The sequence below is a fragment of the Halomonas sp. I5-271120 genome (assembly GCF_030553075.1).
In the GTDB taxonomy this organism is placed as follows: Bacteria; Pseudomonadota; Gammaproteobacteria; order Pseudomonadales; family Halomonadaceae; genus Onishia; species Onishia taeanensis_A.
In genome coordinates this window covers 819544-834669 of record NZ_CP130701.1, presented here as the reverse complement: position 1 = coordinate 834669, position 15126 = coordinate 819544, and the positions used below count along the sequence as shown (strand labels likewise).

The following is a 15126-nucleotide window of genomic DNA, read 5'->3' as shown; positions in this document are numbered from 1 at the left end:
CATCTGGTCTTGTTGTTGTGGTTTTTAAAAACTGACTATCGAGTCAGGTTAAGAAAAAACTAGACCCTGATGAGTCGACCTTGCAAGCACTTTTTGCAATGAGGTTATCGGCATCAAGGCATGCCTAACTATCTGAAATAAAATGCTTTCTCCATTTTGGTGTTACGGCCGCACATTTGTGGTTCTTCTTGACGACAAAGGTTTTTATTTTTTTAAAAACAGCATCTTACTCGCCTTTTTGTTGGCTCTATAAGTCCGCCGTGTGATGTTTTATGCACCATCTTGGAAATTGACTATGGTGTCAGGATGCTGGATTTTCTTGATCTAGAAGAGGTGTCGGGGATCATCAGTAAAAATTGACGGTTCAGACAGGTTTTTGATGATTATGTAAATCAATAAGTTGGCGGCGAAAGGTCTTGCTAGATGGCCTTCCACCGACGATGCAGGCCATGTCCGTTCGCGATTCGGGCATGTTTCTTGCGATGCAGCATGACGGCCCGGTACGCCTGGGCGTTTGGCGAGCCACTGAGGAGACAACAACAATGACGGCAACCACTTCACGCACCATCCGCCGCGGCGAGCTCATTGAGCTCGAGGTCGGCAGCGATGTAGGGGAAAGCTCCCGCTTCAATGAGGACATCGCCCCCACGCGACTTGAGGAACGAACCTGGAGCCGCTGGAACGTAGCAGCGCTGTGGGTGGGCATGGCGATCTGCGTACCGACCTATACCTTGGGGGGCGTGCTGACGGCTTACTTCGGCCTGTCGGTAGGCGAGGCACTGTTGACCATCCTGCTGGCCAACCTAGTGGTGCTGGTGCCGCTGACCCTGAATGCCTTTCCCGGCACCAAGTTCGGCATTCCCTTTCCGGTGGTGCTGCGCTCGTCATTCGGCATCCGTGGCTCCAACGTGCCCTGCCTGATCCGGGCACTGGTGGGCTGCGGCTGGTTCGGCATCCAGACCATGTTCGGTGGTCTGGCGATTCACCTGCTGCTGTCGGCGATCTTCCCGGCCTGGAAGGCACTGGACGGGGTCGGCGAGGTGATCGGCTTCTTCCTGTTCGGCGCCATGAACCTCTATGTGGTGATCCGCGGGGCGGAATCCATCAAGTGGCTCGAGACGCTGGCTGCGCCGCTGCTGCTGGCGGTGGGCGTAGGGCTGATGGTGTGGGCGATGCCCCATGTGTCGGTGAGTGAGCTGATGAGCCAGCCGCCGTCGCGGCCTGAGGGCGCCTCGGTATACGGCTACTTTTTCGCGGGCCTGACCGCCATGGTCGGCTTCTGGGCGACGCTGTCGTTGAACATTCCCGACTTCAGCCGCTTCGCCAAGAGCCAGAAGGACCAGATCGTCGGTCAGGTGATTGGCCTGCCGCTGACCATGTTCTTCTTCGCCGCTCTGGGCGTGGTGATGACTGCGGCCTCCGCGTCGCTGGTCGGCGAGACGGTCTCCGATCCGGTCAGCCTGATCGGGCGCATCGACAGCCCGGTGTGGGTGGGGATCGCCATGGTGCTGATCATCATCGCCACCCTCTCTACCAACACCGCCGCCAACATCGTCTCGCCCACCAACGACTTCCAGAACATCGCCCCCAAGCTGATCAACCAGACCCGCGGTGTGCTGATGACCGGCCTGGTCGGGGTGCTGCTGATGGGCTATGACCTCTTGCAGAAGGCCGGGCTGATCGTCTCCGACGTGACCCTGGAGAGCCTCTACTCCAACTGGCTGCTGGGGTATTCGAGCCTCTTGGGGCCGATCGCCGGGATCATGGCGGTGGACTACTTCCTGGTGAAGCGCCAGTCGCTGGATGTGGTGAGCCTGTATCGGGATGATGGTGCCTACCCGGCCTACAATCCGGCCGGCTTCATCGCCTTCCTGATACCGGTGGGGCTGACGGTCATCTCGCTGGTGACCGGCACCATGACCTGGTTCTACGACTTCGGCTGGTTCACCGGCTCGGCGCTGGGGGCGATCGTCTACTATGTCGCCAGCCAGCTGCTGACGAAGCCGATGATGGTGCCCACGCCGACGCCTATGCCGGGGAGCGAGGAGACTAGCTCCTAGCGTTTTAAGGCGTCTCTCACCCCAGGCGCTGGCTCTAGGCCATCGCACCTATTGAGGGCTATCCGGGCATTTGCTCCGTGATAGCCCTCGCTTGGTGATAGCCCTCGTCGAGTGAGAGTTCTCATCGAGTGATAGTCCCCGGTGCTTGGAGAAGGCCGCCAGTGTGCTAGCCCTGACTCTCTAGCCCTGACGGCCTAGCCTTTACTCCCTAGCCTTTTCTGATGAGCCCTTACTGATGAGTGCCACGGCGTTGCTCGGCTAGCGCCCGCACGTCGTCGGGCCCGGTGCGGCAGCAGCCACCGATTGCCGTGGCGCCGGCAGCAAGCCAGCGCGGGGCGCCTGCCGCCAGATCGACGGGCGCCTCGTCGCTAGCGCAGCCGGCATGCCAGCGCTTGGTCACGCCGTCGTAGTGCTCCCCGGAGTTGGGGTAGACGATGATCGGCAGCGTGCACTCGGCGCGGATCTCGCCGATCAGGGATTCGATGTGCTCAAGGGCCGTGCAGTTGATGCCGATGGCGCAGATGCCGGGGCGGTCACGCAGCGCTCGCGCGCACTCGGCGATCGGCGTGCCGTCGCTGATGTGCTGAGCGTCACGTGCAGAGAAGGTGATCCAGGCCTGTGTGCCGGGCCGCTCCGCGACCAGATCGGCAAGCGCCAGTGCCTCGTCGAGGCTCGGCAGGGTCTCGATGGCCAACAGATCCGGTCGGGCGGCGAGCAGGGTGGCGAGCCGCGGGCGATGGAAGTCGGCGAGTGCCGCCCGATCAATGCCATAGTAGCCGCGATATTCGCTGCCATCGGCCAGGTAGGCGCCATAGGGCCCCACCGAGGCAGCAACCAGCGGATAGGGGATGTCGTCGCTTGCGTGCGTGGCCCAGTGGGCGTCGCGAGCTTCCTGGGCCAGCGCCACCGAGCGCTGGATCAGCGCCTCGGCGCTCGCCGCATCGAGCCCCAGACGCTGAAAGCCTTCCACGGTGGCCTGGTAACTGGCGGTGATGGCGATATCGGCGCCTGCTGAAAAGTAGGCGGCATGCACGTCGCGGATGGCCGCCGGATCATCGCGCAGCAGGCGTGCCGACCACAGATCACCGCTAAGGTCATGGCCGCGGGTCTGCAGTTCGGTGGCAAGTGCGCCGTCGACGATCAGGTAGCGCGCGCGGGCGAGGCTGGCGGCGATAGGGTCTTGGGTCGGCATCGGGCAGCCTCCTCGTCTGGTGTTGGGCATCGACAGGAGGCGTATGATAAAGAAAGTGGCAGGACAACATCATGATTAAGTGATGTTTTTTATATAACCCTTGGTGCTGGTGTAGACCTTGGCCATTATTCGTTGCGCATCAGACGTCATGCGGCCGCTGCCAGGCCGCCCGGCTCGCCTGTTGCTGTGCGATCACCGATAGCCCTCGGCCTGTAGCCGGAACAGCTTGGCATAGCGGCCGTTCTCGGCCAGCAGATGCTCGTGGTCGCCGCGCTCGATGATCCGTCCCCGGTCGATGACCAGTATCTGGTCGGCGGCGCGTACGGTCGAAAAGCGGTGCGAAATCAGAATGGTCATCTTGTCCTGGCGGTGTTCGCGGAAGCGGGCATAGACCCGGGCCTCGGCGGCGGCGTCCATGGCCGCCGTGGGTTCGTCGAGCACCAGGATATCGGCGTCTTCTCGCATGTAGGCCCGCGACAGGGCCACCTTCTGCCACTGTCCGCCGGAGAGTTCCTGGCCGCCCTTGAACCAGCGCCCCAGCTGGGTTTCGTAGCCCGCCGGCATCTGGGCGATGAAGTCGTCGGCCAGCCCATGCTCGGCGGCATAGCGCCAGCGGGCTTCGTCGGAGAAGGCGTCGACGTTACCGACGCCGAGGTTTTCGCCTACCTGCAGCTGATAGCGCACGAAGTCCTGGAAGATCACGCCGATGCGTCGGCGCAGGGCCTGAACATCCCAGTCCTCTAGCGGGCTGCCGTCGAGCAGAATGCGGCCTTCGCTGGGCGGATAGAGACGCGTCAGCAGCTTGATCAGGGTGGTCTTGCCGGAACCGTTTTCACCGACCAGCGCCAGGCTCTGGCCCGGGAGCAGGTGCAGGCTGATACCGGCTAGCACCGGCGTCTCGGCGCCGGGGTAGGTGAAGCCCACCTGCTCGAAGCGGATACCGTCGCCGGGATGCTCGCCCTGGGTCAGGGTGCCGGCGTCTTTCTCCACCGGCTGCTCCAGGTATTCATAGAGATTCGAGAGGTAGAGGTTGTCCTCGTACATACCGCTGATGGCGGTGAGGCTCGCCGAGAGCGCCGACTGCCCCTGCTTGAAGACCATCAGATACATGGTCATCTGGCCAAGGGTCAGCCGTCCGATCACGGTATCGATCACCACCCAGGCATAGGCGCCGTAGAAGGTCAGGGTGCCCAGCAGGCCGAGCAAGAAGCCCCAGGTATCGCGGCGAATCGTCAGACGGCGATCCTCGGCGTAGAGACCCTTGAAGATGTCCCGATAGCGCTTGAGGAACAGGGGTTCGAGGCCAAATAGCTTGACCTCCTTGATGCTGTCTTCGCGAGCCAGCACGGTCTCCAGATACATCTGCATGCGCGTCTGCGGTGAGCGCCAGCGAAACAGCCGGAAGGCATCGCCGGAGAACTTCGCCTCGGAGATGAATACTGGCAGGGCGCCGACTACCAAAATGGCGATCGCCCAGGGGGAGAACTGCACCAGCAGCACCGCGAAACTGGCAAGCGAGATGCCGTTCTGCAAGAGCCCGAAGGTCTTGTTGACCAGCGCCAGTGGCCGGGTCGAGGCCTCGCGGCGGGCCCTGGTCAGCTTGTCGTAGAATTCAGAGTCCTCGAACTGGGCAAGCGACAGGGTGCCGGCCTTCTCGAGGATCATCACGTTGACCTTCTGGCCAAGCAGCGCCCGCAGCAGTGACTGCTGGGCCGAGAGTCCGCGCTGGGCCAGGTCGATCAGGGCGATAATCAGCCCCTCGAGCGCCACGTATTTGAGCACCGGCAGGGCGCTGTCGAGCAGTGCTGGCTCGGCCGCTGCCTTGTAGCCGTCCATGGCGGCCACCACCGCATCGACGATCAGCTGGCCGACATAGGCCGCTACCGCCGGCAGTACGCCGGCGACCAGGGTGCAGAGTGCAAGCCCCAGTGTCAGGCCCTTGGAGGTATCCCAGACCAGCGCCAGGGCACGGCGGCTGTAGCGAAATACGCCGATGAAGCTCGAGAAGCGGGCTGGCGTGGGGGAGGGCGGTGGTGACAAGATAAGCATCCTTGGTGGCAATGGGCCAGTGTATCAGGCGGCGCCGGTTGAGCACCTGCTGCTCACGCCATCGATGCCGCTTGCATCCTCTGGTGTAACGAGGCTGACCAGGACATCCTACCGACCTTAACGAGTTGCGGAGACACGTTTGGACCATCGCCAGCTCGCCTTTCTCGCCGCACTTGCCCGCGAGCGCCACTTCGGGCGCGCCGCCGCCGCCTGCCATGTGACGCAGCCGACCCTATCGGCGCGCCTGCGCCAGCTCGAGGAGGAACTCGATACCCGCTTGATCCGGCGCAGCCGTCGCTTCGAGGGCTTTACGCCGGAAGGCGAACGGGTGCTGGCGCATGCCCGGCGTATCCTCGATGAATATGCCGCCCTGCGCGGCGAGCTTTCCCTCGAGGCACCGCTGGCGGGGCGACTGACCCTGGGCGTTATCCCCACCGCGTTGGGTGAGGTGATCGGTCGCCTGGGGGCACTTCGCCGCGCGCACCCGGGGCTCTCCATCCGCCTGCGCGAGCAGGCGACGCCGGATCTGGCGCAGGGGCTCGCCAATGGCGCCCTGGATCTGGTGGTAGGTTACCTAGACACTCCGCCGATGGCGGGTTTTGCCTTCCGGCCGCTGATCGAGGAGGCGCCGGCCCTGGTGGCATCGCCTGCGCACTTCAGCCTGCCTGAGCACGCGGACTGGTCGCATTTGTTGGCGTATCCGCTATGTCTGCTGACGCCTGAGATGCACAACCGCCAGCTGCTCGAGTCCCGGCTGGCCGAGCAGGGGCTTACCATCGAGCCGGTCTTCGAGGCCAATTCCATCAACGCCCTGGGTGAGCTGCTGGCCGCGGGCCACGGCGTCGGGGTGATGCCAGAGGCCGCGGCGAGGCGATTGGCCCCCGGGCTCGTGACGCATCGCCTGCCGGGCCACGGGGATCGGGTCGGGCTCTTGTGGAGTCAGCAGCGGCCGACCAGCCGGCTACTGGATGCAGTGCTGGCGGCCTGGCCGGCAACCTGAGCCGGCATTGATCATGGATGGGCCGTTGCTGCGATCAAAGGCCTTCCCGCTGGCGGAGAGGCAGCCCCCGTGGCCGGCGGTCCTGTTTAGCTAAACGTTCCTGTCAATCAGGCGGCGACAGAGATAGACAGCCTCTATGATGGCATCAGGCGTCTCGATTGGCGCCGGCCCATGACCTTGGGTTAGCGTCGATGCCATAGACGCTATTCGGATCATGCCATATGACCTCCCCCGCGCTCTCACTTACGCCGCGTCATATTCCTTCCGCTTCCGCGGGCTATGACGATCGTCGTGAGGCGCCTCTGCGTGACTGGCAGGGCCCTCAGGAGCGCCCCATCACGCTACTGCTCAATGACATCGCCATGGTCGCCCTGCTCGCCACGCCCGAGTCGCTTGAGCCGCTGGCGCTTGGCCATGCCTTCACTGCCGGTTGGATCGATAGCCTCGATCAGGTGCAAGACGTGCAGCTAGCCCGATTGCGCCATGGCCTGTCGGTGACGCTCCGGGTGGCTCCCGGCGTTGCCGCGCGCGCCGAAGAGGCGCGGCGCCCGGCGGCCTCAGTATCGAGTTGTGGGGCCTGCGGCATGGCCGATGAGGCCCAGCTGATGGCCGGGCTCAAGCGGCTCGAGGCTCGGCCGCCGTTGCCAAGCGAGGCGCTTCGTCAGGGGCTCGGCGAGCTCGAGGCCCGCGCCCGGCGCGGCCAGCACGGGGCGCTTGGGCTGGGCGGCGGTGGCCGGGTGATCATGGATGGCTGGGATATCGGTCGCCACAACGCGCTGGACCGGGTGATCGGTGAAGGGCTGCGCCGCGGCCGTATGCCAGATGCCGTGCTGCTCTCCAGTCGCTGCAGCCTGGAACTGGTGCAGAAGACGGTACGTGCCGGCATTTCGACCCTGGCCACCCTGTCGCACCCCTCGGCCATGGCCGTCGAGGTGGCGAGGGCATGCGGTCTCAACCTTATCTGCTGTCACCGCGGCCGGCGCCTGGAGCTGGTCAGCGGTCATGAGCCCGCCGAGTCGCCCCGGTCATGACGCCACCTGGAAACAGGCCCATGCACACGTCAGGTTCGACCCCGATACTATCGCTTCAGCCCCGACTGCCGAGACTCCCATGACCGCCGAGACACAAGACACCCTGGATATTCCCCAAGCCGATCCAGCGCTGACACGCGACCCGCAGGTGAAAGCCTACAACGGCCCCGCCGGGGGCTGGGGCGCCCTGAAGAGTGTGGGTGAGCATTTGCAGCACAGCCGCGCGCCGCTGACCGGCGTGCGTGCGCTGCTGTCGACCAATCAGCCGGCGGGCTTCGATTGCCCGGGCTGTGCCTGGGGTGACCCGCTGGAGGGCTCGTCCTTCGAATTCTGCGAGAACGGCGTCAAGGCGGTGGCCTGGGAGACCACGGCCAAGCGAGTTAGTCGCGACTTCTTCGCCCGCCATACCCTGAGCGAGCTCGAAAGCTGGGATGACTTTCGCCTCGAGGACCAGGGCCGTCTCACCGAGCCGATGCGCTATGACGCGGACAGCGACCGCTATGTGCCGACCAGCTGGGACGAGGCCTTCGCGCTGATCGCCGATCACCTGGCGGCCCTCGACGATCCCAACCAGGCGCTGTTTTATACCTCGGGCCGGGCCAGCAACGAGGCCGCCTATCTTTATCAGCTGTTCGTGCGTCTCTATGGCACCAACAACTTCCCCGATTGCTCGAACATGTGCCACGAGGCCAGCGGCGTGGGCATGATGGCCAGTCTCGGTACCGGCAAGGGCACGGTGCTGCTCGAGGATTTCGAAGAGACCGATACCCTCTTCGTGCTCGGTCAGAACCCCGGCACCAACCATCCGCGGATGCTCGGCGATCTGCGCCGGGCGGTGAAGCGCGGCGCGCGGGTGGTCACCTTCAATCCCTTGCGCGAGCGGGGGCTCGAGCGCTTCGCCGACCCGCAGGACAAGCTCGAGATGCTGCGCGGTGGCAGCCAGACGATCAGCTCGGACTATCTACAGCCGCGCATGGGCGGCGACATGGCGGCACTGCGGGGTATCGCCAAGGCGCTGTTTGCCCTGGAAGCAGAGGGGCGCTTCACCCCGGCGAGCGCGTTTATTGATCAGTACACCCACGGGCTTGCCGAGTGGCGCGCCCTGGTCGAGGCCACTGCCTGGCAGGATCTCGAAGATCAGTCCGGGCTGGCGCGCGCCGAGCTTGAGCATGTCGCCGAGATTTATGCCAGCGCCAAGCGGCTGATCATCACCTGGGCAATGGGCATCACCCAGCACGAGCACTCGGTGGACATGGTGCGCGAGATCATCAATCTGCTGCTGCTGGGCGGGCATGTTGGCCGGCCGGGCGCCGGGGCCTGCCCGGTGCGCGGCCACTCCAACGTGCAGGGCGATCGCACCATGGGTATCGACGAGTCGGCGCCCGGCTTTCTGATCGATGCCCTGGAAGCGCGCTACGGTGTCGCCATGCCGCGCGAGCCCGGGTTCAATACCGTGGGTGCCATCCATGCCCTGGAGGCGGGCCAGGCGGAGGTGTTCCTGGGCCTGGGTGGCAACTTCGCTCGCGCCACGCCGGATACGCCGCGGACCGAGGCGGCGCTCCGTCGCACCCGCCTCAGCGTACAGATCAGCACCAAACTCAACCGCAGCCATCTGGTGGTGGGCGGCGATGCGCTGATTCTGCCCTGCCTTGGCCGCAGCGAGCGTGACCGACAGGGGCCGGCCGGGGACATCCAGAAGATCAGCGTCGAGGACTCGATGTCGATGGTGCACGCAAGCGCCGGGCGCACCGAGCCGGCCTCGCCCTGGCTGCGCTCCGAGCCCGCTATCATCGCCGGCATCGCCGAGACGACCCTCAAGCGGGTGCTGCCGCGCCGGGGCATCGATCCCGCCGTGGTCGACTGGGCGGCCCTGGCCAGTGACTACGACCGTATTCGTGATGATATCGCGGCGGTAATTCCGGGCTTTGATGACTTCAATGCGCGCCTCGATCAGCCGCGAGGCTTCCATCTGGCCAACCCCGTCCGCGAGTGTCGGTTTCCGACCGCCAGCGGGCGCGCCGAATTCAGCGCCGCACCGCTGCCCGAGATGCTCTTGCATCAGCGCATGCACGCTAAGCGCGATGCCGGCTGGCTGACCCTGCAGACCCTGCGCAGCCACGATCAATACAACACCACCGTTTATGGCTACAACGACCGCTATCGTGGCATTAAAGGCCAGCGCCGGGTGCTGTTCGCCAACCCGGCGGATATGGAGCGGCTAGGGTTTTCCGCCGGGGATTGGGTCGATCTGATCGGTCTCGATCACGACGGTAAACCGCGTCGCGCTGCGGCCTTCAAGCTGGTGGAATACGACATTCCCGAAGGCTGCTGCGCGGCCTACTACCCGGAAACCAATCCCCTGGTGCCGCTGGAAAGCGTCGGCAAGGGGACCGATACCCCGACCTCCAAGGCGGTGGCGATCCGGCTCGAGCGCAGCGCGCGCATCGTCTGAGGTCGATACGGCCCGGGGTGAGGCCTGACCCGCTCGGGCCGAATCAGACCAGCGGCGAGTCTCGTCGGGGTTCCTCGTCGAGCAGTGCAGCCAGCCGCGTCAGGCCCTCGTCGAGCCGGGCGCGCTCGGCGGGCGGTGTCACGCAGATGCGCACCGCCTGAGGCGCCGGCTGGCTGCCCACGCAGAAGGGGTCGGCGCCGATCACGGTCACCCCGCGCTCGGCGGCCCGGGCCACGAAGTCCACCGCCCGCCAGGGCTCCGGTAGCGTCAGCCAGGCATGAAAGCCGCAAGGGTGGGCGCTGATCTCATGGCCGCTGAGGCGCTCGGCAAGCAGTCGCTGGCGCGCGGCCACTTCCTGCCATTGCCAGTCGATCAGCGTCTTCGCCTCGGGACTGGTCAGCCATGCGGCCGCGGCGCTGGCCATCAGCTCGGGCACGGCCCAGTACTGGGCGCGCAGCGCTGCGGTGAGGCGGGCCATCAGGTTGGCGGGTGAGCGCAAGGCGCCCAGCCGCAGGCCGCCGGCGAGCAGCTTGGAGACGCTGAAGATATACAGCGAGCGCTCCGGCGCCAGCCGGTAGAAAGGCGTACCGCGGGTTTCGGCGCTCACGAACTGGACCCCGTCTTCCAGCAGCAGCAGGTCGTGTCGACGGGCGACCTCGACGATCGCCTCCCGTCGCGCCTGCCCCATTTGGGCGCCGGTAGGGTTGTTGTGCTCGGGCATCAGGTACAGCAGGCGAATCTTCTGTTGCAGGCACAGCCGCTCCAGCGCCTGGGGCAGGATGCCTTCGGCATCCATTGGCACCGCCACGTGCTTGAGGCCGAGCTGGCGGGTGGCGGCGATCATGCCCGGGTAGGTCAGGGCCGCCGAGGCCACGGCCTCGCCGGGCTGCACCAGCGCTTGCAGGGCCAGGTAGTCCGCATGTTGGCCGCCGCTGGTCAGGATCAGCTCGTCGGCGGTCATGGGCACCCCCTGTTCTGTCAGCCATCCGGCCAGTCCCTCACGGCTGGCCTGGCTGCCCTGTTCGGGGTGGTAAGCGAGTGCGGCGTCGATGGCCCCAGGGCGGTGGGCGAGGCGTTCCAGCACGCCGGAGAGCTGCTGCACCCGCATGGGGTGGGGAATCGGCACGCTCAGCGACAGGTCGACGCTGCCATCGGCGGCGTGAGACAGGTGGTGAAAACGCGGCGCATCCGCCGCCAGGGTGCGCACTCGTGTGCCGCTGCCGACCTTGGCTTCGACCAGACCACGGCGCTCGGCCTCTCGGTAGGCGCGGGTGATGGTGCCGACGGTCACTCTGAGGGCGTCGGCCAGCAGGCGCTGCGGTGGCAAGCGCTCGCCGGGGGCAAGGGTGCCGGCGGCGATGTCGGCGGCCAGCCGGTCGACCAGCGCCTGATAGCGCGGGGTAGCGGCGGCGTCGAGATCGGGTAGCCAGTGGCAGCGGGCACGGGCCTTGGTCTGAATATCCATGCGGCGATGTTCCAGCAGAAAGACGAAATGGCGAACCGGGTGGGCCGCCGCGACCGATGGCCGTGGACAGGGCCACGTCCGGGATAGGGAATTGCCTTGGACCGGGCAATGTCGGGGTGACAAAGCATTCCTTGATCGGTGCGGACGGCGGCGCATACTGAGATTGTGCGCACAATCGCCGTCTTTGTCAGGCGTTATTGAGAAATTGTACCCCCACAATTTATCCAGTGCGCCGCCCTCAGACTCCAACCCCTCGACACCGAACCCTCGACTGAAAGGTGCCTGTCATGTCTGCCCCGCTGCCCGAATTGCTTGCCTTGATCGGTCCCATGATGCTGTTTTCCATCAGCATGTCGGCCACGCCGGGCCCCAACAACATGATGCTGACCGCGTCCGGCGCCAATTACGGATTCCTGCGCACCCTGCCGCACATGCTAGGCATCTCGATCGGAGTGATGGTGCTGATGGGGGCTGTGGCGCTGGGGTTGGGAGCGCTGTTCGAGCGGTGGCCGCCGCTGCAGCAGGGCCTCAAGGTCGCCGGCAGTGTCTATCTACTGTGGCTGGCCTACAAGATCGCCACTGCGCCGCCGCCGGATCAGCGCGGGCCCGGCGAGGATGCGCGGCCGCTGACCTTCTGGCAGGCCGCCGCCTTCCAGTTTGCCAACCCCAAGGCCTGGGTGATGGCGATCTCGGGAATAGCGTCTTTCACGCTGTCCGGCGATGCCTTTCTGGCCTCGGCGGTGGCGGTGATTCTGGTGATGGGCATGACCAACTTGCCGTCGATCGCGCTGTGGGCGGGTTTTGGCGTGGCGGTCGGCAGGCTGATGAAGACCCGCCGCCACTGGCGGGTCTTCAATGCGGTGATGGGGCTGCTGACCGCCGCCTGCGTGCTGATGATCCTGAGCTAAGGCTGGGCTTGCCCAGGGGACTGGAGTAGTGGCTAAAGTAGGCGGCTGAAGTTGGCAGCTGCTCAGGTGGCGGGTCCAGCTAAGAAGAGCGGGGCCGGCCCGCTAGCTCTCGAGTGGCGGGGTGGGGCGCACCAAGATCTCGTTGACGTCGACGTGGGGCGGCTGATTGATGGCGTAGAGCACCGCGTTGGCGATGTCTTTGTCTTCCAGGGCGTGAGTGGGCGGCTCATCGAAGAAGGGCGTGTCGACCATTCCCGGCTCGATCAGGGTCACGCGAATGCCGCTGCCGCGCAGCTCCTCGCGGAGGTTATAGCCGATGCCGGTAACAGCCCACTTGGTGGCGCCGTACATCGAACCTGGGATGGTGGCTCGTCCAGCCGCCGAGCCGGTCAGCAGCACATGGCCCCGGGTCTTCTGAAGCGCTGGCAGGCAGGCCTGCAGAGTGAGACCCACCCCGTAGATGTTGGTCAGGATCATGTCCTTCCAGGCTTCATGGTCGGCGCCCTTGAAACCGCCCGGCGAGCCGCCGCGTCCGGCATTGGCGAACACCGCATCGAGGCGCCCGAAACGCTCCAGGGCCTCCTCGACCATACTTTGCTGATCGTCCATCGACGTTACGTCGCAGCTGACGGTCAGCACATTCTCGGGACCCAGCTCCTGGGCCAGTGCTTTGAGCTTGTCGCGGGAGCGGGCTGCGAGCACCAGTCGAAAGCCTTCTCGGGCTGCGGCACGGGCAGTGGCTGCACCGATACCACTGGAAGCGCCGGTAATCAGCAGGACACGATCGTTCATGTGAACTCCCTCTACTCAAAACCTATATGCCTTCATCATGGCGAAGGCAGCTAATGTGTGCAATGGTTTTGCTGCTAACGAAAGTGTTGGCATCCTGATGCAAAGGTATTTAAGCGATAACGCTAGTGTCTAACGTCTGGGAATAAGCGTCGACGGCTGTGTCAGTGGGCCCGCTCCTACAAAGCAATAACCCCGCGATAGCGTCGCTATGGCGGGGTTATTGGCTGGGTGCTGACTCGTTGATGCGCTTCAGCAGCGCTCAGGGTCAGCTGTCGTCGCCGCTCTGGCTGGCGTTTGTCTGTGCGATGGCGGCGTTGTTGTTGTCGTTTTCCAGGCGGGCCAGCATGGGCTCGGCCTCACGCTTGAAAGCGACCAGGGCGGGGCCTGACAGGCTCTGGTTTTCCGGCAGGTCGACGCGCATGGCATCGACTCGGTTACCGTTGACGATCACCTCGTAGTGCAGGTGGGCGCCGGTGCTGCGACCGGTGTTACCGGAAAGTGCAATGCGCTCGCCCATCTTGACTTGATCACCTTCGCTGACCAGGCGCTTGGACAGATGCAAGTAGCGGGTCTTGTAGCCGTTATTGTGACGAACTACCAGGTAGTTGCCTGCCAGGCGGTGATAGGCGGACTTGACCACTCGACCATCTGCCGGCGCGCGCACCGTAGAGCCACTGGGCATGGCGAAGTCGGTGCCGTAGTGAGGGCTGATGCGCCCGGTGATCGGGTGTTTGCGGCGCAGGTTGAACGATGAACTCAACCGGTAATGTCCCTCGAAGGGGTAGCGGTCGAAAGCTGGATCGAGGCTATGGCCGTCCGGGGTATAGAAGCGGTTATTGTCGCTATTGCGCAGTACTGTCAGATCCATTCGCGCGCCCTGGTAACGCACGGCGAGAATGCGCGAGTCGAGACTCTTGCCGTCGATGATGTCGGACTCGACCAGCACCTGAAAGGTATCGCCACGCCGGGTATCGCGACGGAAGTCGAGTTTCTTGGATAGCAGGTTGGTCAGCTCGGCCACCTCGGCCGAGTTCAGGCCGGTCGCCTGGGCCGACTGGCCAAAGCTTCCACTGACGGTGCCGGAGAACAGCCGCTGAGTCGCTTCGCCGGCTTTCTCGATATCGGCGATCTCGAAAGCTTGCTGATCGCTTTCCGCCCGTTCGATCAGGTAGCCACTGCGAGCATTCTTCATGATACGCAGCGCCATCAGCTCGCCGTTTTTATCCACCTTGTAGTCGAAGTTCTGGCCCACGCGCCAGCGGGTCAACACGTTCTTGTCCGGCAGGGCATCGAGCAGCTGCATGACTTCGCTGTAGCCAAGACCCAGCGTGCGCTCTGCGAGCACCGCGAAGGTGTCGCCGGGCTGCACGGTATAGGTTTCCCACTGGGGCACGAAGGTCTGGTGAGCGACGATCTCGGCTTCAAGCGACGGATTATCATCGACCAGCCATAGCGGATCGGCGGAGAAGTCATCGTAGGAGGTGCCATCTTCGGCACCATCATCGACGTTGATCTCGGCCAGGTGGCTGGCGAGTTGCAGCACGCCGGCATCCAGTGCAGGAGGCTCGCCGGCGACCAGCCCAGCGGTATCCCCAACCGTGTCGCTGTCGCTTGGTTCGCTGGTCTGGAGAGGGTCTTCGAATGACGCCGCGTCCCGTGCGTCAGGATCATCCAGCGTGTCGGCATGAGCCTTGGCCAGGAAATTGATGTCGACAATTTCCTGCGCCTTCAGGCTGTTAAGGGGGATATAACCTTCATCGTCGCTGTGCAGCGATGGGCGCTCATGCTCGGGCGATTTCTGTGTCGCTGTCGCTTCGACAATCTGTGGCGCGTCAGAGCTGCCGATGGGCATCTCGACGACGGTAAATTCGGTGTTGTCGGTCTCGTCTTCCGAGGCCGACACGGTGGTGTAGAGTTGCTGCGCGCCCAGCACGGCCACCATCGTGGCGACGGGTAACAAAAGAAACTTGTGCGTGCGCGGTAGCGAATGAAGGATTCGCAACATAGTCAGTAAAGGCCAGTAAGGATCAAATGGATATAAAAAGGCATCAGAACCTTACCCCATGGCGTATTAGCTGCCTAGTCTGTACGCGTATACAGTAAGCAGTAATTCACACTCACTTGCCCAGGGTTTGGGAAGTGTCGTCACAAACTAGATGGAATGCCAGAAAATTAAC

General features: G+C 64.2%; 10 protein-coding genes. 5 read left to right on the top strand and 5 right to left on the bottom strand.

Going from position 1 to position 15126, the window contains the following annotated elements; genetic code table 11:
* Positions 1 to 542: 542 nt before the first annotated feature.
* Positions 543 to 2060: an NCS1 family nucleobase:cation symporter-1 gene (locus tag Q2K57_RS03645; protein WP_112054053.1), complete on the top strand. Its 1518-nt coding sequence runs from the start codon at positions 543 to 545 to the stop codon at positions 2058 to 2060.
* Positions 2061 to 2289: 229 nt separating this feature from the next.
* On the opposite strand, the gene mmuM is transcribed toward Q2K57_RS03645, so the two are convergent.
* The gene (mmuM, locus tag Q2K57_RS03640) at positions 2290 to 3252 is read right to left on the bottom strand and encodes a homocysteine S-methyltransferase (RefSeq protein ID WP_112054054.1); all 963 of its coding nucleotides are present in this window, start codon (positions 3250 to 3252) and stop codon (positions 2290 to 2292) included.
* A 192-nt stretch (positions 3253 to 3444) separates the two neighbouring features.
* Positions 3445 to 5301 (bottom strand): ABC transporter ATP-binding protein, encoded by a 1857-nt coding sequence (locus Q2K57_RS03635; protein ID WP_112054055.1) that lies wholly within the window; start codon positions 5299 to 5301, stop codon positions 3445 to 3447.
* Positions 5302 to 5440: 139 nt separating this feature from the next.
* On the opposite strand from Q2K57_RS03635, the gene Q2K57_RS03630 reads away from it, so the two are divergent.
* The 3 genes from Q2K57_RS03630 (at position 5441) to Q2K57_RS03620 (ending at position 9784) form a co-directional block, all read left to right on the top strand.
* Positions 5441 to 6301 carry a LysR family transcriptional regulator gene (locus Q2K57_RS03630; protein ID WP_112054056.1) on the top strand — a complete coding sequence of 287 codons (861 nt, stop codon included), beginning with the start codon at positions 5441 to 5443 and terminating at the stop codon, positions 6299 to 6301.
* A 221-nt stretch (positions 6302 to 6522) separates the two neighbouring features.
* Positions 6523 to 7332, top strand: a complete 810-nt coding sequence (locus tag Q2K57_RS03625) for a formate dehydrogenase accessory sulfurtransferase FdhD (RefSeq protein ID WP_112054057.1) — start codon at positions 6523 to 6525, stop codon at positions 7330 to 7332.
* A 79-nt stretch (positions 7333 to 7411) separates the two neighbouring features.
* Positions 7412 to 9784 (top strand): FdhF/YdeP family oxidoreductase, encoded by a 2373-nt coding sequence (locus Q2K57_RS03620; protein WP_112054342.1) that lies wholly within the window; start codon positions 7412 to 7414, stop codon positions 9782 to 9784.
* A gap of 43 nt (positions 9785 to 9827) precedes the next feature.
* On the opposite strand, the gene Q2K57_RS03615 is transcribed toward Q2K57_RS03620, so the two are convergent.
* On the bottom strand, positions 9828 to 11249 hold the full coding sequence (locus Q2K57_RS03615; RefSeq protein WP_112054058.1) for a PLP-dependent aminotransferase family protein: 1422 nt from the start codon (positions 11247 to 11249) through the stop codon (positions 9828 to 9830).
* Between the two features lie 287 nt (positions 11250 to 11536).
* Between Q2K57_RS03615 and Q2K57_RS03610 the strand changes: the two genes are divergently transcribed.
* A complete protein-coding gene (locus Q2K57_RS03610) occupies positions 11537 to 12157 on the top strand; it encodes a LysE family translocator (protein ID WP_112054059.1) in 621 nt (206 codons plus the stop codon).
* Between the two features lie 102 nt (positions 12158 to 12259).
* Here Q2K57_RS03610 and Q2K57_RS03605 read toward each other — a convergent pair whose 3' ends face one another.
* Positions 12260 to 12949: an SDR family oxidoreductase gene (locus tag Q2K57_RS03605; RefSeq protein ID WP_112054060.1), complete on the bottom strand. Its 690-nt coding sequence runs from the start codon at positions 12947 to 12949 to the stop codon at positions 12260 to 12262.
* A 265-nt stretch (positions 12950 to 13214) separates the two neighbouring features.
* Positions 13215 to 14891 (bottom strand): peptidoglycan DD-metalloendopeptidase family protein, encoded by a 1677-nt coding sequence (locus Q2K57_RS03600; RefSeq protein ID WP_309251218.1) that lies wholly within the window; start codon positions 14889 to 14891, stop codon positions 13215 to 13217.
* Positions 14892 to 15126: the final 235 nt, after the last annotated feature.

Coding starts and splice junctions, on each gene's coding strand:
- mmuM (WP_112054054.1), bottom strand. CDS start 3,252: ATGCCGACCCAAGACCCTATCGCCGCCAGCCTCGCCCGCGCGCGCTAC.
- Q2K57_RS03625 (WP_112054057.1), top strand. CDS start 6,523: ATGACCTCCCCCGCGCTCTCACTTACGCCGCGTCATATTCCTTCCGCT.
- Q2K57_RS03605 (WP_112054060.1), bottom strand. CDS start 12,949: ATGAACGATCGTGTCCTGCTGATTACCGGCGCTTCCAGTGGTATCGGT.
- Q2K57_RS03645 (WP_112054053.1), top strand. CDS start 543: ATGACGGCAACCACTTCACGCACCATCCGCCGCGGCGAGCTCATTGAG.
- Q2K57_RS03620 (WP_112054342.1), top strand. CDS start 7,412: ATGACCGCCGAGACACAAGACACCCTGGATATTCCCCAAGCCGATCCA.
- Q2K57_RS03635 (WP_112054055.1), bottom strand. CDS start 5,301: ATGCTTATCTTGTCACCACCGCCCTCCCCCACGCCAGCCCGCTTCTCG.
- Q2K57_RS03610 (WP_112054059.1), top strand. CDS start 11,537: ATGTCTGCCCCGCTGCCCGAATTGCTTGCCTTGATCGGTCCCATGATG.
- Q2K57_RS03615 (WP_112054058.1), bottom strand. CDS start 11,249: ATGGATATTCAGACCAAGGCCCGTGCCCGCTGCCACTGGCTACCCGAT.
- Q2K57_RS03600 (WP_309251218.1), bottom strand. CDS start 14,891: ATGGTGGCCGTGCTGGGCGCGCAGCAACTCTACACCACCGTGTCGGCC.